At 31.6% G+C, this 22380-nt stretch carries 20 protein-coding genes; 19 read left to right on the forward strand and 1 reads right to left on the reverse strand.

Annotated elements, in window-relative coordinates; genetic code table 11:
• The first annotated feature begins 90 nt into the window (after positions 1-90).
• The 19 genes from DES33_RS00320 (at position 91) to DES33_RS00410 (ending at position 21953) form a co-directional block, all read left to right on the forward strand.
• The gene (locus tag DES33_RS00320; protein WP_110057779.1) at positions 91-1206 is read left to right on the forward strand and encodes a YibE/F family protein; all 1116 of its coding nucleotides are present in this window, start codon (positions 91-93) and stop codon (positions 1204-1206) included.
• Positions 1206-3494, forward strand: a complete 2289-nt coding sequence (locus tag DES33_RS00325; protein ID WP_110057780.1) for a cell wall-binding repeat-containing protein — start codon at positions 1206-1208, stop codon at positions 3492-3494. The genes DES33_RS00320 and DES33_RS00325 overlap by 1 nt, the downstream gene beginning before the upstream one ends.
• Positions 3495-3656: 162 nt before the next feature.
• Positions 3657-4379 (forward strand): hypothetical protein, encoded by a 723-nt coding sequence (locus DES33_RS00330; RefSeq protein ID WP_110057781.1) that lies wholly within the window; start codon positions 3657-3659, stop codon positions 4377-4379.
• A 106-nt stretch (positions 4380-4485) separates the two neighbouring features.
• The gene (locus DES33_RS00335; protein WP_094206097.1) at positions 4486-5559 is read left to right on the forward strand and encodes an ABC transporter substrate-binding protein; all 1074 of its coding nucleotides are present in this window, start codon (positions 4486-4488) and stop codon (positions 5557-5559) included.
• Positions 5560-5637: 78 nt separating this feature from the next.
• On the forward strand, positions 5638-7233 hold the full coding sequence (locus DES33_RS00340; protein ID WP_110057782.1) for an ABC transporter permease: 1596 nt from the start codon (positions 5638-5640) through the stop codon (positions 7231-7233).
• A complete protein-coding gene (locus tag DES33_RS00345) occupies positions 7230-8162 on the forward strand; it encodes an ABC transporter ATP-binding protein (RefSeq protein ID WP_110057783.1) in 933 nt (310 codons plus the stop codon). Before DES33_RS00340 ends, DES33_RS00345 begins: the two co-directional genes overlap by 4 nt.
• A 57-nt stretch (positions 8163-8219) precedes the next feature.
• Positions 8220-8732, forward strand: a complete 513-nt coding sequence (locus DES33_RS00350; RefSeq protein ID WP_094206094.1) for a phosphatidylglycerophosphatase A family protein — start codon at positions 8220-8222, stop codon at positions 8730-8732.
• 8 nt (positions 8733-8740) lie between these two features.
• Positions 8741-9628 (forward strand): ABC transporter, encoded by an 888-nt coding sequence (locus DES33_RS00355; protein WP_110057784.1) that lies wholly within the window; start codon positions 8741-8743, stop codon positions 9626-9628.
• Complete coding sequence (locus tag DES33_RS00360) at positions 9594-10292, forward strand: hypothetical protein (RefSeq protein WP_227930631.1); 699 nt, start codon at positions 9594-9596, stop codon at positions 10290-10292. Before DES33_RS00355 ends, DES33_RS00360 begins: the two co-directional genes overlap by 35 nt.
• A gap of 34 nt (positions 10293-10326) precedes the next feature.
• Entirely contained in the window at positions 10327-10803 is a 477-nt protein-coding gene (locus DES33_RS00365; protein WP_110057785.1) for a methylated-DNA--[protein]-cysteine S-methyltransferase, read from the forward strand.
• Between the two features lie 86 nt (positions 10804-10889).
• Positions 10890-12650, forward strand: coding sequence for a DUF4153 domain-containing protein (locus DES33_RS00370; protein ID WP_110057786.1), 1761 nt, complete (start codon positions 10890-10892; stop codon positions 12648-12650).
• A gap of 89 nt (positions 12651-12739) precedes the next feature.
• Positions 12740-13756, forward strand: coding sequence for a threonine aldolase family protein (locus DES33_RS00375; RefSeq protein ID WP_110057787.1), 1017 nt, complete (start codon positions 12740-12742; stop codon positions 13754-13756).
• Between the two features lie 538 nt (positions 13757-14294).
• Positions 14295-15947, forward strand: a complete 1653-nt coding sequence (locus DES33_RS00380; protein ID WP_110057788.1) for a peptide ABC transporter substrate-binding protein — start codon at positions 14295-14297, stop codon at positions 15945-15947.
• A gap of 72 nt (positions 15948-16019) precedes the next feature.
• Entirely contained in the window at positions 16020-16946 is a 927-nt protein-coding gene (locus tag DES33_RS00385; RefSeq protein ID WP_110057789.1) for an ABC transporter permease, read from the forward strand.
• Between the two features lie 9 nt (positions 16947-16955).
• Positions 16956-17873, forward strand: a complete 918-nt coding sequence (locus tag DES33_RS00390; RefSeq protein ID WP_094225004.1) for an ABC transporter permease — start codon at positions 16956-16958, stop codon at positions 17871-17873.
• Between the two features lie 11 nt (positions 17874-17884).
• The gene (locus DES33_RS00395) at positions 17885-19120 is read left to right on the forward strand and encodes an ABC transporter ATP-binding protein (RefSeq protein WP_110057790.1); all 1236 of its coding nucleotides are present in this window, start codon (positions 17885-17887) and stop codon (positions 19118-19120) included.
• 9 nt (positions 19121-19129) lie between these two features.
• The gene (locus DES33_RS00400; protein ID WP_094225002.1) at positions 19130-20305 is read left to right on the forward strand and encodes an ABC transporter ATP-binding protein; all 1176 of its coding nucleotides are present in this window, start codon (positions 19130-19132) and stop codon (positions 20303-20305) included.
• Positions 20306-20454: 149 nt separating this feature from the next.
• Positions 20455-21099: an HAD-IA family hydrolase gene (locus DES33_RS00405; RefSeq protein WP_094225001.1), complete on the forward strand. Its 645-nt coding sequence runs from the start codon at positions 20455-20457 to the stop codon at positions 21097-21099.
• A 5-nt stretch (positions 21100-21104) separates the two neighbouring features.
• A complete protein-coding gene (locus tag DES33_RS00410) occupies positions 21105-21953 on the forward strand; it encodes an aminoglycoside 6-adenylyltransferase (protein ID WP_110057791.1) in 849 nt (282 codons plus the stop codon).
• Positions 21954-21981: 28 nt separating this feature from the next.
• Here the strand turns inward: DES33_RS00410 and DES33_RS00415 are convergent, their stop codons facing one another.
• Positions 21982-22353 (reverse strand): DUF6483 family protein, encoded by a 372-nt coding sequence (locus DES33_RS00415; protein WP_094206082.1) that lies wholly within the window; start codon positions 22351-22353, stop codon positions 21982-21984.
• Positions 22354-22380 lie beyond the last annotated feature (27 nt).

Here is a 22380-nt window from a genome sequence, read left to right on the forward strand (position 1 = left end):
TAATGTTTTTTAACAAATTTTTACATTTTATTAACTTTGAAAAACATAAATTTAATATTTTAATCGTACAATGTAATAGGTGATGAAATATTGAAGAAAATTGTTAATGTAATTTTAATCTTGCTATTGATTGGAATTTTCTTTTTGAATAGAAAGCTAGATGTAAATGAAAGCTTGATTAGTTACAAGGGTGTGGAATATCTGAGGGCGAAGGTTGTGGAAGTTGTGGATGAATCGCTAGATTATCCGGACAATTCTAAACCTGTCGGCGTTCAGAAGATTAAAGCTAAGATTTTAAAAACTGGAAAAGTTGTAGAGTTGGATAACGAACTTGTGAACACACACAGCATTAAAGTTCACAAAGGAAGTAATGTTATCCTAATTCAAAATCAAAATTCAGGTTCAACTGATGATTATTACTATTCCGTGTACAACTACGATAGAAGTATAAGAATTTTTGTGATTATAGCATTATTTGTAATATTTTTGGCTGTGATTGCTGGGATAAAAGGTCTCAAAAGTGCGATAGCTTTATTTGTAAGTATTTACATAATTTTATTTTTTGATGTGGCGCTTTTGATGAATGGATACAATAATATTTTGGTTACGATTATAACGGTAATTTTGTGTGCAGTCTATTCTCTAGTGGTGTTGTATGGATACAGTAAAATGACTTTGGTAAATATGATATCGATAGGGACTTCATTTTTGATAGCGGCAATTATGGTCAAAATCATTGGAAAAGTTTTGTATGTTTCTGGACACAATATGGAAAATGTAGAAACTTTGATTTTGGTAGGAAAAACATGGGGACTTAGGATTGAGAACTTATTATTCTCCGCAGTTTCCATAGCATCTCTTGGTGCTTCAATGGATGTTAGTGTGTCGATTTCATCTTCTTTGAAAGAAATTAAATCATTAAATACAGATTTGGATAGCAGGAAGCTTTTTCGAAGCGGAATGAATATAGGTAAAGATATTATTGGAACAATGGTAAACACTTTGGTGTTTGCATTTATTGGATCATCTCTAGTGACGATTATGGTTTTGATATCGCACGGAGTAAGTTTTAATCAGCTTGTAAATTCTGATTTCTTTTCAGTGGAAATCACAAAAGGGCTGATAGGTACGGTCGTTGTGATTATAATGGTGCCAGTGACATCATTATTCTCATCAATTATATATAATCATAAGGGGGAAAATTAATGAACAAAACGGCAAAAGCGTTATTAGCATTTGGTATGGTATTTTCAATAGCAACAACAGCTACATACACAACTACATTTGCTGAAACTAATGGAAAAAATGATATTAGCACAACAGCAACACAAACTCAAGAAGAATCTCAAATAAGATTTCCAATCTTGACTATAGGTAAAGACCAAAGTGAAAGAAACTTCACTTGGTACAGCAAGAGCAAAGAACAAGGTTATTTGGAAATCGTAGAAGCAAATGATCAAAAAGATTTTTCAAATGCAACGAAAATCAAAGCTGTAACTTCTGACAAGAACACAACATTTGATATCAATGACAAATCAAACGCAAAAGTAAAAATCGAAAAAGATAAGAAAGATCAAGCTTTAAAAGATTTGTATGAACTTAAAGATATGTCAAACTCTCAAGTAAATATCAAAAACTTGAAACCAAACACTAAATACATGTACAGAGTTTACAATGGTAATGGCAAAAAATCTCAAGTATTCGAATTTACAACTCAACCAAAAGGAGGCTTTACATTTGTATTAGCAGGGGACCCTCAAATTGGTGCCGGTAAATTCTACGCAGACAGAGACAAATGGGAAAAAGCATTGGGAACTATCAAGAAACAAGTTCCACAAATGAGTTTCTTGTACAGTTTGGGAGACCAAGTCAACGAATATACATCTAAATCAGAATTAGAATACAGTGGATATATTGAAAGAGAAAACGCAAAAGGAATTACATTTGCAACGTTAATTGGTAACCACGATTCACAAGCAAATTCTTTTTCACAACACTTTGCACTTCCTAACCTTCAAGCTGAAGGAAAAACAGAAGCAGGTTCCAACTATTATTTCGTATACAATAATACGCTATTCATTCAATTAAATTCTAACAACATGAATACTGCTGAACACAAAGCTACAATTGAAAAAGCAATTGAAATGACAAAAAATCAAAACATCAAATGGAAAGTAGTTGGCTTCCACCACGCTATTTATTCTGCAGCGACTCATGCGAATGATGACGATATCATCAAAAGAAGAGCAGAATATCCAGCGTTGATGAAACAATATGGTATTGATTTAATAGTAGCAGGTCACGACCACGTTTACACAAGAAGTCGTATGATGGATGGTGGATTGGCAATTGAAAGCGAAAGAAACTTTACTGATAAATCAAAAGAAGAAGGAAAGGTTCCATCAAAATACGTAAATCCAAAAGGACAATTATATTTAACTGCAAACTCTGCATCAGGTTCAAAACACTATGATTTAGTAGAATTCAAAGACTACATGGCAGTTAGAGACCAACATTACAAGCCAAACTTCACAAAAGTTAAAGTGACTGACAAATCAATCGTAGCCACAACATATGAAACAGATTCTTTAAAAGTTGTGGATCAAGTTGAAATCGAAAAATCAACTGCAGACACTACAAATGAAAATGTTCAAAGAATTTCTGGAGAAAACAGAGTACAAACAGCTATCGAAGTTTCTAAGAAAATGTTCAAAGAAGGAACTAACAAAGTCGTATTAGCTAACCAAAATAATTATTCAGACGTTTTGACAGCTGCTCCATTTGCAAAAGCAAACAACGCATCTTTGTTGTATATATCTTCTAACTCAATCAGTAAGGAAGTTATGAGTGAAATTTCTAGATTAAAAGCAAAAGAAATCACTATTATTGGTGGAGAAAAATCTGTCGATGAAGGATTGAAAAAAGAATTAGAAAAGAGAAACTTCAAAGTTGACAGACTTTCTGGATCTGACAGATACAAAACAAGTGCCAAAATCGCAGCTAAACTTATCGGCGATAAGACAACAACATTAGAAATCGCAAGTGGAGAAAATTATGCAGATGCATTATCTCTTAACAACGCAGCTGAAAAAGACAAAGCTCCAATACTTTTAGTAAGAGTTAACGCTATCGACAAATCAGTTGAAGATGTTATCAAATCATCAAAAGCATCATTAATAAACATAGCTGGTGGAGAAAAATCAGTATCTGAAAACACAAAAGCTAACATCAAAAAAATCTCTAATGCTACAGTAAACAGAATGGGCGGAGCTGACAGATACGAAACAAGTATTCTTCTTGCAAAATATTCTGGAGCAAAAGAAGTTGTCGTAGTAGCAAGTGGCGAAAACTTTGCAGACGCATTAGTTGCAGCACCATTCTCAGCAAAACAAAATGGCGCAATCCTTCTTACTAACAAAGAAAAATTAGGACAAAAAGCAGAACAATTCATCAAAGATACTAAATTCAACAAATCTTATGTAATTGGTGGATAAAAATCAGTATCTGAAGATGTAATCAATCAATTAACAAGTATCATAAAGTAATCCCACAAACTTCTAAATTTTAGGTATCCTCTCAATTTATATTGAGGGGATATTTTTGTTATAAATTTTAAAAATCAGGGTATAAATAAACCAAATAAAGGGGGAGTATGTATGAAAAGATTACATAAGTTTTTACGATTTTCAGTTGTTTTATTATTTGCGATAATTTTTCTAGCATCTTGTAGTAAAAATGATGCGGAAAAAGAAGAAATAAAACTAACTGAAGAACAACAAAAATGGGTCGGAAATTACTTTGAACAAGCTTTTAAAGGGATAAAGGCAGGAAAAGATAGAAAGCTTACAGATGACGAGGTCAATCAAATTAAAAAAGTATTTGTGGAAAAACGTCCTGGATCAGAATTTGATGAAATTAAAAACATAACTTCTAATTTCTTCAAGGCAGGAAGATACAACGATCCAAAAGAAATAGATTTGGATGGTTTTATCAAATATTTTCCATCGAAAAATTATGAAGAAAATTCAGATGAGCTCAAAGCTATAATAGAAAAATTGAAAAAACTAGATAGTTTTTCAGAATTCGAGTTTTCAAGCAAAAATATGCCACTTGTAGAAATCGACAAGAATCTTGTAGATGCTACGTTGAAAAAATACGCAGGAATTGTTTCAGACGATGTTAAAAGCAAAGAAAAATGCTTGTATTTGAAAGAAAACAACTCTTACTATACATTCGTGAGCGATGTTTCGATAGGCACTTTTTATCCAACTGAAGGAGAAATCAAAGGCAATGATTTGATATTAAAAGATGCAAATGCTACTCTTACACTTGAAAACAAGGATGGCAATTACTTTATAAAATCATATATTGAGAAATAATTTACACTAAATGACTCCAAAAAATTGGGGTCATTTTTTGTATTTGTAAAATATTTCAAAATAATATATACTATCTAATGATAAAATTTAAAAATATGGAGGGATTATGAAAAACAAATTTTTAAAGATGTTAAGTCTTTCTTTAATGTTGATTTTTGCATTGACTGCTTGTCAATCAAAAGATAACTCAAAGGAAACAACATCAAAAGAACCTACAAAAACAGAAGAAAAAGCAGACGACGCTAAAAAGTTTGAAGGTAAAACTTTGAACGTTGTGGCTACAAGCGACAAATACGTAAAATTATTTGACAAGTTCACTGAAAAAACAGGAGCTAAGGTAGAATTCTTATCTATGTCAAGTGGTGAAGTTTTATCAAGAGCAAAAGCTGAAGGAAAAGCTATGGCTGATGTATGGTTTGGAGGCGGAATCGACGCTTTCATGAAAGCTAAATCAGACGATATGTTAGAAAAATATGAATCTGAAGCTTTGAAACAAATTCCAGACGATTACAAAGACAAAGATGGTTACTGGTTATCAAAAGGAATCACAGTTGTTGGTTTCTTAGCAAACAACGAAGTATTAAAATCTAAAAACTTAGAAGTTCCAAAAACTTGGGATGAATTAGCTGATCCAAAATACAAAGGCGAAGTAATCATGAGCGATCCTTCAATTTCTGGTACAAACTACGCAGCAGTTAAAGGATTATTGGACAAATATGGCGAAGAAAAAGGTTGGGATTATTTATCTAAATTAAATGATAACATCAGTTTCTACGGCAAAAGAGGAAAAGATCCTCAAGAAAAAACAGCAGCTGGAGAATTTGGAATTGGTATTATTCCAGTTGACAAATCAGCGTTCGATACAGCAAAAGACAACAACTTAACTGTTGTATATCCTGAAGATGGTATTCCATGGGTTCCAGAAGGAGTAGCTATTTTCAAAAATTCACCTAACACTGAAGTTGCAAAAGCATTCATCGATTTCATGTTAGAAGATGAATCTTTACAAATGTTAGCAGAAATAGACGGAAAAGATTCTAACCAAATGGTTAAAGATGGAATCAAAGGTCTTGATTTAGGTTTGAAAAAAGAAAATTTAATCAAACAAGATTTGTCTACTTTTGGTGAAAAGAGAGAAGCTATTTTAAATAAATTCTCAGAATTTGTAAAAAGTAAGTAATTTAATAGGGAGAAATCTGTCAGGTTTCTCCCATTTTACTAGCACCTTAACGGGTGCTTGTTTTAAATGGAGTAAATTATGAAAATATTAGATAAATTTATTAAATACATAATTTTCCTACTCATATTCGTTTTTATAGGATTGCCATTTTTGTATGTATTTAAAGAAGCATTCACTGCAGATGGAGGCAATTCAATAGATTTTATATTAAATGTATTTAAAGAGAACAAAAATCTGTTTGTGAATTCAATTACTGTTGGTTTTATTGTATCGGTTTTAACGACTGTTTTTTCTGCAATAATTGGATTGTATTGCTTTTTGAGTGTTAAAATCCATCAAAAAATCATCAGTGCAATTTTATTGGTGACGATGATTTCGCCTCCTTTTGTAACAAGTTTGTCTTACATAAATTTATTCGGTAGAAGAGGGTTCATCACGTACAATTTGTTAAAATTAAACACCAATCCTTATGGAATGACGGGAATTATATTAATGGAAACGTTGGGATTTTTGTCGTTGAGTTGTTTAATGGTTATATCTTATCTTAATAATTTGGATACAGCTTCTATCAATTCAGCAATTGATTTGGGGGCAAATACGAATCATGTAGTAATCGATATTTTAATTCCACAATTAAAAAATACATTGATTTCTGTGTTTTTTCTCACATTTATTCGTTCGATTGCGGATTTTGGAACTCCTGCAATTATAGGTGGTAAGTTTAACGTTCTAGCAAGTGAAGGATACATGTCGGTAATTAGCAAAGGAGATATTAAAACTGCGGCAGTTATCAACATAATGATTTTGATTCCTTCTGTTATTATGTTTATCATTTATTCGAAGTCTATGAGAAAAAGCAATGTCAATTCTAATTCTTCACAAAGTGCAATTATTGACAAAAAATCTGCTGTGTTTTATTTCTTGTGCGTTATCAGTGTGTTTTTGTTGAGTTGGCTTGTAATTCAATATGCGTCAATTATTTTGTCAGCATTTACGAAAATGAAAAACAACGAACTTACATTTACTTTTGAAAACTTCAGAAATTCCAAATCTTACATTACAAACACTATAACAAGAAGTATTGTGTACTCTTTGATTAGTGCATTTTTTGGAAGTATGATTGGTTTGTTGATGGCTTATTACTCGATAATCAAAAAGAGCAAGGTAATTAAAGTTGCAGATTATATTTCAAATTTGCCTTATATTTTGCCGGGAACATTCTTCGGTCTAGGTTATTTGTTGGCATTTAATCACAAACCATTGATGTTGGTTGGAACTAGTGCAATTGTAGTGTTGAATGTTTTGTTCAAGCAAATGCCTTTTTCGACAAAAGTTATGAACAGTCACGTTTTATCAATCAGCGAAGATGAAATCAATTCTGCACAGGATTTGGGTGCCAATTTCATTTATGTATTTAAAGATATCGTGCTTCCACTAACTAAGAAAGGCTTTACTGTTACATTCATCAATGCCTTCACTGCGACAATGACGACAATTGGTTCGATTATTTTCTTGGTTTATCCAGGACAAAAAGTTTTAACACTTGTTATGTTTGATGTTATAAACAGTGGTAATTACAATATTGGTTCTGTAATTGCTTTAATAATAATTTTGATATGTCTTGTTGTAAATGGTGGATATTATTTGGCGACAAAAATAGGAGATAAAAAATGATTTTAAGTGTAAAAAATCTTACGAAAATTTACGAAGATAAAACTGTTGTGGATAATGTTGAATTTGAATTAGAAAAAGGAAAAATGTTGTGCATTTTGGGACCTTCTGGTTGCGGTAAAAGTACGATTTTGAACATGATTGGTGGTTTTGTGAAGCCAAATTCTGGACAAATTATTCTAGATGGAGAAGATATCACAATTCTTACTGCTGAAAAAAGAGACATCACGACTGTGTTTCAATCATACGGACTTTTCTACCATATGAATGTTTTCAAAAATGTTGCCTATGGTTTAAAATTCAAAAATATAGACAAAACAACTATCGAAAACAAGGTTAACGAAATGATTGAGCTTGTGGGATTAAAAGGTCATGAGAAAAAAATGATTGATGAATTATCTGGCGGTCAAAGACAAAGAGTTGCCCTTGCAAGGTCATTAGTTTTGAGTCCGAAACTTTTATTATTGGACGAGCCTTTGAGTAACTTGGACCAAAAATTGAGAGTTAGCATGAGACTTCTTATAAAAAATATTCAAAAAAATTTAGGAACTACCATGATTTTCGTAACACACGACCAAAACGAAGCTTTTGAGTTAGCAGATGATATTATTTTAATGAACAAAGGTAAAATCGAACAACATTCCTATCCTTTAGATATCTACAAAAATCCGAAAAATAATTTCGTGTTGAATTTTATCGGTGATAAAAATATTTTTGAAGGATATTACGTTAGACCTGAAGATGTAAAAATTTCAGACCAAGGAGAAGATGGTATTATCAAGGATATTGTGTTCCAAGGCTCAAGCGTAAAAGTTGAGATACAATTAGATGACAAAACTATCGATTCTTATATGCTCAACAATGATTTTAAAAATGAAATTGGAGATAAAGTAAAAGTTATATATTCTAAAAGAAAATTACCGACAAATTAGAGTAAAAGACTTGAATTTTGGGTAAAATATAGTATAGAGATATTTTTAGGAGGTAACATGGGTAGAAAAAAAGTTTCTGAATATCCTTATACTATTCAAGAATTGAAAGAGATTACGATTCGCCAATTACAAGAAAGAGGCGTTGAGATAGAAGATATTTCAAAAATAGTGTTCATTTTACAAGAAAAATATTATCCGAATTTGACGATGCAATTGTGCACTGAAAATGTAGAGAGAGTTTTAGAAAAAAGAGAAGTGTTGCAATGCGTGTTAACAGGGATTGCAATCGACAAAGCTTGTGATAAGAAATTATTCGACGATCCTATTCAAAAAATTATCGAATCAGACGAAGGACTTTATGGAATTGATGAAGTGTTGGCTTTGTCAATAATCAATGTGTATGGCTCAATCGGATTTACTAATTTTGGGTATTTGGATAAGGAAAAGATCGGAATTATCAAAGAGTTAGATGTAGAAAAAACTGATTGCGTTAACACATTTTTGGATGATATAGTAGCTGCGATCGCAGCGGCTGCGGCAAGTAGGTTGTCTCATTCGAGATTTAAATAGGAGAATTTATGTATACGATAGATAACATAAACAAAAAAAGAAGATTAAAAAAAATAGACTTGGATTGTAGCCTTGAAATAGAAGAAGGTTACATCTATTTGTTTACAGGTCATGACAAGAACATTGATGAATTGTTTGATATTTTGGGTTCTTTTACTACTAAATACAATGGAGAATTCTTGTATGGTTTTGAAGAAAAAGAAAACGTCCTAAAGAATCCAAAACTAACTAATGAGGTTGAATTTTCAACATTTTTACAAGATTATAACTCATCAATGAAGGTGAAGAAGTATCTTAAATTAAAAAAGAAGTTGAATCCTTATTTCGATGAAGAATTTGTGGACTCTGTGCTAAAAGGATTTGCGATTGATGAATTTGCAAGACTAGAGGATTTGAAAGAGGATTACTGCAACATCGTACTTATGACTGCGGCGCTTGCTACGAATAAAAAGATAGTATTATTGAAAAATTTTGAAATAGTAGACAAAAAACTTTCTTTGGAATTCATAGATATAATGAAAAAACGTCAAGAATTAATCAGAAACACAATTCTGATTTCAGCTCCAATTGCGGAGGAAGTATTTTTTGATTACTTGGTGTTGATGCAAGATGGTAGAATTAAATTCAAGGATTCTAAGCACAACATACTAACAAAAGCAAATGTGGTTCGTGGACCTAAGGAGATTATCACTGCTATGAATTACAAAAGGATATTGACGAGAACTTCTGATGGATTAGAAGATGAAATCAAAATGTTCGATGAAATCAACGAAGATGAACGAATTTTACTTGAAAATAACGGCTGTGTAATCAAACAATTGCCATTAGACGAATTAATTACAATGATTGAGGAGGGAAATTATGAAAAGACTGTTAAAACAGAAGTTGTCGAATAGTTTGGCATACGCATTTTACACTCTTCTTGTATCTGTTGTTATATTAGCAATCATTGGAGGACTTTCCTACTTTAATATATGGAAATTCGATTTTGGAAAACTTCCACTATTCACATACGTCGTGCCTATGTTTTTATTCAATACTTTCTACTTTTTATTGGTAGCAAGTAAGGATTACTTCCAAGATTTTGGAATGAACGTTGAATCATCTTACCATAGAAAACAAATTAAAAAAGCTACGATTTTTGAAAGAATTTTCAACGTCGTGTTGGTATTTGCAATTATAATTGGAGTAATTTATCTAACGAGAATTTTATCAGGATTCTTACATGCAAAACAAATCGAAATTTATTACGACAAGATTGGAGTGTTCACAAAAGGCTCATTGTTGTCATATATGCCAATAGTTTTTGTAATCACATCAGTGTGTAGCCTTGCATTTAATTCATTGATATTCTTAGCGTACAAATTCGGTGCTGTGAAAATATTCATATTATTTACTGCAATTATTATCGCTTTAAATGTATTCTTCTCAGAATATTTAATATCAGCATTCAAATTATTTAGTGGACTTAACATGTATATCTATTTGGGAGCTGGTGTAATAGCACTTATATTATCGATATTATTTACCAACTTCATCAAAGGCTTAAATGTAAAATAAAGGAGATGGCTCGGAGCAATCCGAGCTTTTTTATATGAGAGATATTTACAAATCAAAATTAGGAAATATTCTTATCGAAAGTGACGGAGAAAATATAATAAAATGTGAATTCACAGATTTTTTTGTAGAACAGGGGACTGATGAAATAATTGAAAAATGTAAGAATTATTTGGACGATTATTTTTCGGGTAATATTACAGGGCAATTTGACGATATATTAATCGACAAATCAGATTATGCAACTAAGATATTGAAGTTAGTGTGTGAAATTCCGTATGGAATGATTGCAACATATACCGACATCAAAGAAAAATACGAAGAAATCTACAGCGTTAAAACATCAGCAAGAGCAGTTGGAAGAGCTGTTGGCTCAAATGATTTGATGATTTTAGTACCTTGCCACAGAGTGATTGGAAAAAACAATACGCTTACTGGATATAAATTTGGAATAGAAAAGAAAAAGTATTTATTAGATTTGGAACAAAATCACAAATCTTCTGTAAATATTTGAGCAATGTTTACGAAATTGCAACAAATGTTTTTAAGCGATTTTTAAGATATTTGTCGTGATATAATTAAGAAAAGCAGGAGGAAATTATGAGGTTAGATATTTTTAAATCGAAACTTAAAAACTTACAGAAAACAATAAAGCTATATCCAATGGTACTACTTGCCATATTTATTGCTACGATATTTGCAATTATGGTGATATGGAATATTGAAGTTGGAGCATTTAATAGCACATTAACAACAGATTTGCTTATTTCTTCGCTATACTTTGCAATGAGCTACATGATTGTAAAACTAATAATTACAGACAAAAACATAGAAATCACCAAGGGGAAAAAAGCTTTGGTGTATGCAATTGTGTCAGTGCTTATGGGATTAGTGAGCTATTTTCTAATAATAAAAGTAGACAAATCATTTGTTCTTAGAAATCAAATCACTCAGATTGGATTATTTGTTACGCTTTTTGTTGGAATGTTTGTAGCAGGACACTTTAATGTGAGAGTTGACTATGCTGACTACGCAGTTAAAATAGTTTTATCAATAATAGAATCGTTAATTTATTGCGTAACGATTTTTATTGGAATTGTTGCGATTTTGTTCACGACAAAGGAACTGTTCAAACTACAATTTAATCTTAGCAATGTCATGGTATCATGTGCAGCGGTAATTTTTCTATTGCTAAATGCATCTATAATTTTATCCAGATTCCCGTTGAAATATTGTGATCAAAATCTAAAAATTAAATGGCTATTGCCTTTTAAGTTTTTATTTACGAGAATTATTGCTCCGATATTTTTGGTATACGGTTTTATTTTACTTCTATATATAATAAAGGTAGTAGTTTTAAAGACGATACCTAACAATATCATCACAAATCTTATTTTGTGGTATGGATTGCTTTCAGTAGTGGTCTTGTTCATATCAAAAACGGTAGAAGATAAATTCATAAATGTTTACAATAAAATTCAACCTATAATATTATTGATACTTTCAGTCATGATGTTTTACTCAATAGGAATCAGAATATCATATTATGGAGTTACGGAAGAAAGATATCTTGTGGTAGTTGGCGGAATATTCATTGTTATATCAATGATTTACTATTTATTCTTCAACAAGAAGACATACATCACGATACCGACAACGTTTTTGATATTGGCACTGATTTCTTCGGTGGGACCTCTTTCTGCATATAATATCAGTAGAATAGACCAAAAAGCCAAATTAGAAAAAATGCTAGTTGAAGAAAATCTTCTTGTCGATGGCAAAATAAAATCTCAAAACAATGTAAATCCAGCTAAAATAAAGGAAATAAAAGACAAACTTGACTATTTTGTAGTCAAACACAGCACAAAAGAACTTCCTTATTTGGGTGATAAATTTACAACTTTACAAGAGGATATGAATCGTGTATTTGGATTCAGAGGAGACGAATTTGAGTCGCTATACGGACAAATCAGATCCTTTGTCAATGATAGGTTAGAAATTGATACGACAAACTACGACCGTTTATTGGAAAATATTCAATTTCAATACGATTCCAATACACAAAATATCGAAAATTTAGGAAATCAAAATGTTACGTTTTCCAAAAAATCAAATATTGTTGTTATAAAATACAAAAATGAAATAATTGGTAAATTTAACATAGAAATATTTAATAACAGATTAGAAGAATTGTGGAATCTACAAGGCCCTGATATTAACACAGAAGATCCTGACAATTTGATAAAAGATGAAGGTGTAATTAACAATCGTAAATACAAGACGATACTTGAAAGAGCTGAATGTGTTTATGACAATGGACAAAAAATGACATATTACATCAAATGTTTATACACAAAATAAGTGAATAATATTCTTTACAAAAAATTATCAAGTGTTATAATAAATCTGTATTTTAACAAACTAATTATTGTCGATTGAGGAGAAAAATTATGTATAATTTTAACTGTGATTACCTAGAAGGAGTTCATCCAAATATCATAAAAGCACTTGAAGAAACCAATATGGTTCAACAACAAGGCTATTGCAACGATGAATACACTCATCAAGCAAAAGAACTTATCAGAAAAAAGATTTCTGATCAAGACGTTTATTTTCTACATGGTTCTACAGCTTGTAATAAACTTGTTATCAAAACATCGCTAAGACCTTTTGAAAGTGTTATCGCATGTGATAATGCTCATATTAATACATTAGAAACAGGAGCTATTGAAGATATTGGTCACAAAATAGAAATAGTAGAAGATGAAGATGGATTATTAATTCCAGAAGTAATAGATAAGTTTGTATCAGAAAGAATGAATGATCCTGCATATTTTCACAAGCCAATTCCAAAAATGGTTTACATAACCAATTCATCGGAATCTGGAACAATCTACACTAAAGAAAGACTTATGGAAATAAAAAAAGTCTGCGACAAACATGGACTGTATTTATTCATGGATGGTGCAAGACTTGCATATGCATTAGCTGCAAAAAACAACGACCTAACATTAAAAGAAATTTGTGAGATTGTCGATGCGACATATGTCGGAGGAACAAAATGCGGGGCTATGTTTGGAGAAGCGTTGATATTAAACAACGATGATTTCAAGCTTCATTTTAAAAACTACATCAAAGGCTCTGGAATGTTGATTGCTAAATCCAGATTTTTAGGAATTCAATTTAGAGAATTATTTACTGATGATTTAATTTTCAAATTAGCTGAAAAAGCAGATGAACAGGCTGACAGAATCAGACGAAGATTAAAAGAACAAAACTATGTGTTAGCTACTCAATCTACTACCAACACAATATTCGTAAATATGGATTATGAAAGATATCACAGATTAAAACACAAATATAATTTTTGTGAAAACTACAAAACAGATGATTACATAAATGTAAGAATTTGTACATCATGGTCTACCGAAGAGCACATGGTAGATGAATTGATAAATGACTTATAAAATTGCGACCTTAAATGGTCGCTTTTTTAATAGAGATTCTTTAAAAATAAAAAAATATTACAAAAAAGTTACAATGATTTACAAAAATCTACTAAATGCTTTTATGGTGTAAATACCTAAAATATCCAATCTTTTATTTGCTTAAATTCATTTATTAATCTTTTTGCACAAAAAACAAAAAAAAGCTACGAAAAAATGTAAAAATATTTCACTCATGGTAGATATGATAACTAATATCAAATAATAAATTCATGAAAACAATATTTCAACAAAATAGCGATTATTACGAAATGTCTACAATTAAGTAAAGATAAATTAAAACGAAAAATTTTAAAAAAAATTCAAACAAGACAATAAAATAACAATTTAATATTAAAATATTTTGAAAAAACGATGATTATGTTATCATTTTCATAAATTCATGTTATAATGAAATTACGAAAAAAGTGAATGCTAGAACTTATATATTTTCAAATATGTATTCACGATTAATTCGGATTTTCTCATAAAGATTAAAATATTTAAGGAGGAATTGTAAATGAGAAACAAGAAAAGGTTTGTTGCCTTGATGTTAGCCGGCCTTATGGTTGCTGGTACAGCATGTGGAAATGGAGGCTCAAAGGGTGGAGAAAAAGGAGAAAACACAGTATATAATACTTTCTTAAGTGCAGACCCTGACTCTATCGATGCTCAAAAAGGTAGCGACAGCTATGGTAATACAGTTGTTAATAACGTATATGAACCACTTATCAGATTAGTTCAAAACGAAGACTTAACATTGAAACCAGAAGCAGCAGCAGCTAAAGAATGGAAAGTATCCGAAGATGCTATGACTTACACATTCACATTACGTGATGGCTTAAAGTGGGAAGATGGTCAACCACTAACAGCAAAAGACTTTGAATATGGTATTAAAAGAACTGTAGATCCTAAGACAGGTTCTGGTTCATCATTCTTATTGGCTGATATACTTAACTTCCAAGAAGTTAACGAAGGCAAAGCTCCATTGGATAAATTAGGAGTTAAAGCTCTTGATGATAAAACATTGGAAATCAAATTAGGTGCTCCAGCACAATATTTCATTAACATTGTACCTTTCAGAGTATGTTTCCCACAAAGAAAAGACATAGTTGAAAAACACGGTGAACAATTCGGTTCTGAAGCTAACACAATCGTAGGTTGCGGACCTTTCAAATTAACTGAATGGACTCACAACTCTAAATTAGTTCTTGAAAAGAACCCAGACTACTGGAACAAAGACAAAGTTAAATTAGAAAAAGTTAACATAAGAGTTATCACTGATACAAACACAATGATGAACGCTTTCCAATCTGGAGAAGTAATGAGTGTAAGTACTAATAAACCAGAATGGACTTCTAAGTTCGACAAGAGAGAAGGAACTAAGACTCAAAAAATTGATATTCCAGCAGTAGATTACTTCGCAGTTAACCACAAAGATAAATTATTTAAGAACAAAAAAGTTAGACAAGCATTCAACATCGCTTTAGACAGAGAAGGCTTCAATGAAACAGTTCTTAAAGGAAAATCAGCTCCAGCTTATTTCTGGGTACCAAAAGCTATTACAATTGAAGATTTGAAATACAGAGAAATGGCAGGTAACCCTGTTAAAGAAATGGCTGATAAATTAGGCGATCCAAAAGCTTTATTATCTGAAGGTCTTAAAGAATTGGGAATGGATCCAGATCCATCTAAATTAGAAGTAAGCTTAATTATGACTAACTCACCAGACTTGAAAAAATTCGGTGAATATTTCCAACAAAACTTCCAAAACAAACTTGGTGTTAAGGTTAAATTGGAAATGATGGAATGGGCTATCCTTTCTGGTAAAATCAACAAAGGTAATTACCAAATGGGTTATTTAGCATGGACTGCTGACTACAACCACCCATCAGCAATGATGTCTCTATTCACTTCAAGTGCTAACGCAGTTAGAACTGGATGGAAGAGCGAAGAATACGATAAATTAATCAGAGACGCTGCCAAAGAAAAAGACAAAAACAAACAAGTTGAATTATATAAGAAAGCTGAACAAATCCTAGCTGATGAAACAGTTATTATTCCAATCATTTCTGGTACTACTAACATGTACTATCAAGATTATGTAAAGAATATTAACTTAAACCAATTCTCAACAGCAGGATACAAAGACACTTATTTAGAAAAAAAATAAAATAACTAGTAGCAAATGGCAGGCTGTTACAAATTATTTGTAACAGCCTACTAATTGTATATAGGAGGACTCATGTTAAAATATCTTATAAAGAGAATCTTGTATATGTTGCTTACATTGTTTGTAATTACAACAGCAACATTCTTCTTGATGCATAACATTCAAGGGGATCCATTGTCTGCTATGGGTAAGACTCTTCCAGAGCAAACAATAAAAAATTACAAAGCTAGATACGGTTTAGATAAACCGGTATCAACACAATATGCAATATTTTTGAAAAATGCATTACATGGAGATTTAGGTGCTTCATACAAATATCCAGGTAGAGAAGTAAAAGCTACAATCGCTCAAACTGCTCCAGTATCTGGAAGAATTGGTGGACAAGCCATGGTAATAGGTATTACTATCGGTATTATTTTTGGTATTCTTGCGGCCTTAAACAGGGGTAAAGTGCCAGATTATATTATCAGTGTATTGGCTATTTTGGGTATTACGATACCTGTATTTATTTTGGGGGCTCTTTTACAATACGCTTTCGCAGTAAAACTAAATTGGTTTCCAACTTCAGGCTACGGAGACGAAATCAAGTATACAATTTTGCCTTCAATAGCATTATGCTTTGGTTCAATAGCTACTTATGCTAGATACATGAGAAGTAATGTATTGGAAGTTTTAAACGAAGACTACATACTAACTGCAAAAGCAAAAGGGGTATCAGGCTTCAATGTAATTAGAAAACACGTATTCAGAAATGCTATACTTCCTATCATCACAATAATAGCTCCACAAATCGTTGGTATTTTTACAGGATCTTTCATTATTGAAAGTATGTATTCTATACCAGGTTTAGGAAGTTACTTTGTAAACTCTATAACTGCCAGAGATTATCCTATGATTATAGGTACAACAATTTTCTATGCATTCTTGTTCTTAATCTCTCAATTAGTTGTAGATATCTTATACGGAATAGCAGATCCAAGAATTAAAATAGTAGATTAGGGGATTAGTATGGAAAAAATAGATCAAAGCAAATTTCAAAGACTTTCAGATGACGATAGAACATCTGAGTTTATAGCAAGACCTGTAGTAACATACTGGTCTGACGCTTGGAGAAGATTTAAAGAAAACAAGGCAGCCTTAGTTGCATTCATTATATTAGTAGTTTTAATTTTAATGGTTATCATCGGACCGATGTTAACGGGATATTCTCACGAAGATTTAGTAGGAGAAATTAACTTATCACCAAGCTCAAAATTCTGGTTCGGTACTGACGAACTTGGAAGAGATATATTCACAAGAATTTGGAGAGGCGGTAGAATTTCCATCATAATAGGTCTTGCAGGTGCTATTATTGGTACTGTAATTGGTTCTATTTATGGTGCAGCTTCAGCATTCTTTGGTGGAAGAGTTGATACAATTATGATGAGAATTGTAGAAATTTTGATTTCTATACCTTACCTATTATTAGTAATCATTTTAAGATTGGCTTTAAACTCAAATGGTGTAGGAACACTTATTTTAGCCATGACTATCACAGGATGGTGTGGTCTTGCAAGACTTGTAAGAGGTCAAATTCTTTCATTAAAAGAACAAGACTATATCATGGCAGCTCGTGTATTGGGAGTAAGCAACAAAGATATCATTATCAAACACCTTATTCCAAATACTTTGAACGTAATACTTGTATCAATTTCATTTGATATTCCAGGATATATATTCGGGGAAGCTTTCTTAAGTTACTTAGGACTTGGTGTACAACCTCCAGAAACTTCTTGGGGACTTATGTGTTCACAAGCTCAACAAGTATTCCAATTTTATCCTTATCAATTGTTTTTCCCAGCTCTAATGATCGGGTTAACAATGCTTTCATTTACTTTGTTAGGTGATGGTTTGAGAGATGCACTTGACCCTAACCTTAGACAGTAGGAGGAAAAAACATGAGCAAGAATAAATACAAAGATGTAGACGAATTAAAAAAAGAACAAAACCTTTCAGAAGAAACATTAGTTGAAGAAACTGTAATTAATGAAAATAATGAAGTTGAAACTACAACTAAATATGTTTCCTCTGAAGTTGTAGAAGATAAAGTTAACGAAGAAAAAAATATGAACGAAAAACAAAATTTATCAGAAGAACTTACAAGAACTGCTAGAGTAGAAAAAGATTATACTAACAGACCAAAAGTAATTGAAGTAGATAACTTAAACGTATCTTTCAATACTTACGCTGGTGAAGTAAAGGCTGTAAGAGGCGTAAGCTTTGACATCTACGATGGAGAAGCTTTGGCTTTGGTAGGTGAATCTGGATGTGGTAAAACAGTAGTAAGTAAATCAATACTTCAAATTTTACCTCAATCAGCAGTTATCAAAGAACCATCTTCAATTAAATATATGGATGAACAAGTTCTTAACATGGATAAGAAGAGATTAAGACAATACAAGGGTTCTGATGTATCAATGATATTCCAAGACCCTATGACTTCTCTTAACCCAACTATGAAAATAGGTAAACAAATTACAGAATCTCTTTTATTGCACACTGATTTATCAAAAGATGAAGCTAAAAAAGAAGCTATTAAATTATTAAAGACTGTAAATATTCCTAATGCTGAAGAACGTGTTAAACAATATCCACACGAATTATCAGGTGGTATGAGACAAAGAGTTATGATTGCCATAGCATTGGCATGTAACCCTAATGTTATCTTGGCTGACGAACCAACTACAGCACTTGATGTAACTATTCAAGCACAAATCTTGGACTTGATGAGAGAATTAAGAGATACTAAAAATACTTCTATAGTATTGGTAACTCATGATTTAGGTGTAGTAGCTGACTTTGCAGACAGAATTCAAGTAATGTATGCCGGTGAAATCATGGAAACTGGTACTGTACAAGAAATATTTAAAGATGCACATCACCCATACACATGGGCATTATTGATGAGCGTTCCAAGACTTGATTCATCAAAAGAGAATGAATTGTATTCATTAGGTGGAACTCCACCGGATTTATTGATGGAAATTCCAGGATGTCCATTTGCGGCAAGATGTGATTATGCAATGCAAATTTGTAGAGAAAAGAAACCACCTGAAACTAGATATTCAGACCATCATGTTTGCAGATGTTGGTTAACACATGAACAAGCACCAAAAGTTGAAAGACCTTATTAGGAGTGAATTATGTCAGAAACTAAAGTAATAAAAGAAAAGAACATAGATTATTCAAACAGAGAAGTGCTTGTTGATTTAGAAAACTTAGATAAGTTTTTCAAAGTTGGTAAAAACAAGACTTTAAAAGCTGTTGAAAATGTAAATTTAAAAATATATAAAGGGGAAACTTTCGGACTTGTAGGAGAATCTGGATGTGGTAAAACTACATGCGGAAGAACAGTTATTAATTTATATGAACCTACAAATGGTAAAGTTATATATGAAGGAAAAGATATCACCAAGTTGAGCAGTAAAGAAAAACAATCTTTCAAGAAAAAAGCTCAAATGATTTTCCAAGACCCATACTCATCACTTGACTCTAAGATGACTATTGGTGATATCATTGGAGAAGGTATCAGAGTACACTTCCCTGAAATGAAAGAAAAAGATATTCAAAACAGAATTACAGAATTATTAAAAACTGTAGGACTTAACGCTGAACACGGAGCTAGATTCCCACACGAATTATCTGGTGGACAAAGACAAAGAATTGGTATTGCCAGAGCTTTGGCGGTAGAACCAGAATTTATCGTATGTGACGAACCTATCTCAGCACTTGATGTAAGTATTCAAGCACAAGTAGTAAACTTACTTATTGAATTACAAAGAGAAAAGAAATTAACTTATTTGTTTATTTCTCACGATTTATCAATGGTAAAACACATTTCAGATAGAATTGGAGTAATGTATTTGGGTAGTATGGTAGAAGTATCTTCAAACACAAAGATTTACCATCAACCACTTCACCCTTATACTAAAGCATTGATTTCTGCAATTCCTATTCCAGATCCTGATGTTTCAAGCGAAGGACGTGTTAAATTACAAGGTGAAATTCCTTCACCAATTAACGCACCAGAAGGATGTAAATTCTGTACAAGATGTAACTATGCAATGGAAATATGTAAAACTGATAGACCAGTTCTACAAGAAATTGCTGATAAACACTTTGTAGCCTGTCACTTATTCGATAAGGGATTAGACGAAGGTATAAGGGCTATGAAAGAACAAGATGCTAAGCTTAGTCGTGCACCACAATCTGAAGTTCAAGAAAATGTTGAAGAAACAACAGCTGAACAAGAAATGGGCAAGAGATTAGATGATGAAGCACAAGCTAGAAACATCGATTCAACAGGAATGACAAAATAAATTATATTCCCCGCCATGTGCGGGGTTTTGTTTTGTCCAAAATTCAAACACAAAAACAAATATATGATAAAATAACCATTGGTGTTAAAATTAATTTATAATTACACCACAGTAAATTTGCTATGATATAATAAATCGAGAGGAGAATTATGATTAAAAATATAATATTTGATCTTGATGGTACTATTACGAATTCTTATGAGGGAATTGTAAATGCTGTTAAGTTTAGTTTGGATAAAATAAATTTCAAATACGATGAAAGTAAGCTTATATCTTTTATAGGTCCACCATTAAAAGACAGTTATACGGAGTTGGGTTTTAGTGAAATTGAATCAAAAGAAAGAATTGAAGATTTCAGAGATTATTATTTCAAAAAAGGTATGAAAGAAATGGAACTCTACGATGGAATTGTAGAAACTATACACAAATTTTATGATGAAGGATATAAAATTTATTTGGCTACAAGTAAGGTTGAATCTTCAGCTAGGAAAATTTTGTCAGATAATAATTTGTTGAAATATTTTTCATATACTGCTGGTGCGACTATGGATCAATCAAGAGTAGAGAAGGAAGATGTAATAGCTTATTTAATTGATAAAACTGATATAAATCCAGAAGAATCGATTATGGTTGGAGATAGACATCATGATATTGAAGGGGCAAGACTTAACAATATTAAAGCAATCGCTGCAGGATATGGATTTGGAAATGCAGAGGAATATAAAAATGCGGTTTTTGTTGCAGATAATCCTACTGATGTGTATGAATTTGTGATTAATCAAAATGATAGGTGATTTGAATGGTTAATAATATTAAAAATACGGTTATGGAATTTTCAAAAGAAAATGAAGAAGTTAGAAGCCTTATAGAAACTGGAAGAAGACTTAATCCTACTTTGAAAAAGGACGAAAACACTGATTACCACTTTGTTTTCGGCGTAAGTGATCTTGAAAAGTTTAAGGATTCACACTTCATTGAAAACTTATTCGGTGATGTGTTAATGTTAGAGAAATCTGATAAATTAACCTACACAAATAAAATTAATCCTCACAATATAAGCTACACTATTGTGCTTAATGATATTTCTAAAATAAGAATATTTTTCATTAAGGAAAACACGATGCAAGCTTATATTAATGAAGATAGTCAAGCGGAAATTTTAGTAGACAAAGACCAAGTTTTAGTTGGCAATAGTACCAAATCAGATGTTTGTTTCAGACAATTAAAGCCAACTAAGCATGAATTTGAATCACTAGTCAATCAGATGTTCATAAATTCATTGAACGTAGCAAAGGGATTGTATAGAAAAGAAGAAATCTACGCCATTCAAATGTTTTATCATGTCAGAGAGAACGTAGATAAAATGACTGGTTACTATATTGGTAGTAATTACGACTTCAATGTTAATATAGGATACAATTACGAATACATCAAGACTTATCTTCCAAAAGATCATTACGAAAGATATTTGCAAACATATCCACTTCCTGAAATAGAGAATTTGTGGAGTACATTATTCAAATCGTGTGATCTTTTTAGAAAACAAGGACTTCATGTCGCAGAGCTTCTGGGATATGAATATCCGAAGAGGGTTGACCGTGATATAATGCAAAAGATTAGAGATATATGGCAAAGATCATACGATTAAAAAAACTGGTTTATAAAAACCAGTTTTTTTATCCCTTGAATATTTCCAAACCAAACATATCACACATATCGTTTAATCCTTGTAGGATTTCGTCACGACTGTAGTTTGATTTTTGAAGTTTTTCATCCGAAAGTCCTTTTAATTTGTCATAAAATCTCGTTGCGATTGTTGCATACATAAGATTATTTGTTTCTAGCTTTTCGAACAAAATATTTTCAGCATCGTTTATTCTATCTTCTTCGATTAGATTTTCCAACAATCTTTCAAATTCGAACGAATCTTTTTGATATTGTTCATTCTCATTTAATTTTCTATTTGTTTCCATATCCGTAAATAATTTTTGCAAAAATTCACTGACCACATTGATTTGTTTTAGTAGCCAATCGTTTGATTCTATCATATTATCACTCTTTCTAAATTTCTCTAC

The sequence above is a fragment of the Finegoldia magna genome (genome assembly GCF_003182075.1).
Taxonomy (GTDB): domain Bacteria; phylum Bacillota; class Clostridia; order Tissierellales; family Peptoniphilaceae; genus Finegoldia; species Finegoldia magna.

Coding starts and splice junctions, on each gene's coding strand:
- DES33_RS00375 (WP_110057787.1), top strand. CDS start 12,740: ATGTATAATTTTAACTGTGATTACCTAGAAGGAGTTCATCCAAATATC.
- DES33_RS00385 (WP_110057789.1), top strand. CDS start 16,020: ATGTTAAAATATCTTATAAAGAGAATCTTGTATATGTTGCTTACATTG.
- DES33_RS00360 (WP_227930631.1), top strand. CDS start 9,594: ATGAAAAGACTGTTAAAACAGAAGTTGTCGAATAGTTTGGCATACGCA.
- DES33_RS00340 (WP_110057782.1), top strand. CDS start 5,638: ATGAAAATATTAGATAAATTTATTAAATACATAATTTTCCTACTCATA.
- DES33_RS00380 (WP_110057788.1), top strand. CDS start 14,295: ATGAGAAACAAGAAAAGGTTTGTTGCCTTGATGTTAGCCGGCCTTATG.
- DES33_RS00325 (WP_110057780.1), top strand. CDS start 1,206: ATGAACAAAACGGCAAAAGCGTTATTAGCATTTGGTATGGTATTTTCA.
- DES33_RS00390 (WP_094225004.1), top strand. CDS start 16,956: ATGGAAAAAATAGATCAAAGCAAATTTCAAAGACTTTCAGATGACGAT.
- DES33_RS00415 (WP_094206082.1), bottom strand. CDS start 22,353: ATGATAGAATCAAACGATTGGCTACTAAAACAAATCAATGTGGTCAGT.
- DES33_RS00355 (WP_110057784.1), top strand. CDS start 8,741: ATGTATACGATAGATAACATAAACAAAAAAAGAAGATTAAAAAAAATA.
- DES33_RS00330 (WP_110057781.1), top strand. CDS start 3,657: ATGAAAAGATTACATAAGTTTTTACGATTTTCAGTTGTTTTATTATTT.
- DES33_RS00365 (WP_110057785.1), top strand. CDS start 10,327: ATGAGAGATATTTACAAATCAAAATTAGGAAATATTCTTATCGAAAGT.
- DES33_RS00370 (WP_110057786.1), top strand. CDS start 10,890: ATGAGGTTAGATATTTTTAAATCGAAACTTAAAAACTTACAGAAAACA.
- DES33_RS00410 (WP_110057791.1), top strand. CDS start 21,105: ATGGTTAATAATATTAAAAATACGGTTATGGAATTTTCAAAAGAAAAT.
- DES33_RS00395 (WP_110057790.1), top strand. CDS start 17,885: ATGAGCAAGAATAAATACAAAGATGTAGACGAATTAAAAAAAGAACAA.
- DES33_RS00350 (WP_094206094.1), top strand. CDS start 8,220: ATGGGTAGAAAAAAAGTTTCTGAATATCCTTATACTATTCAAGAATTG.
- DES33_RS00405 (WP_094225001.1), top strand. CDS start 20,455: ATGATTAAAAATATAATATTTGATCTTGATGGTACTATTACGAATTCT.
- DES33_RS00335 (WP_094206097.1), top strand. CDS start 4,486: ATGAAAAACAAATTTTTAAAGATGTTAAGTCTTTCTTTAATGTTGATT.
- DES33_RS00400 (WP_094225002.1), top strand. CDS start 19,130: ATGTCAGAAACTAAAGTAATAAAAGAAAAGAACATAGATTATTCAAAC.
- DES33_RS00345 (WP_110057783.1), top strand. CDS start 7,230: ATGATTTTAAGTGTAAAAAATCTTACGAAAATTTACGAAGATAAAACT.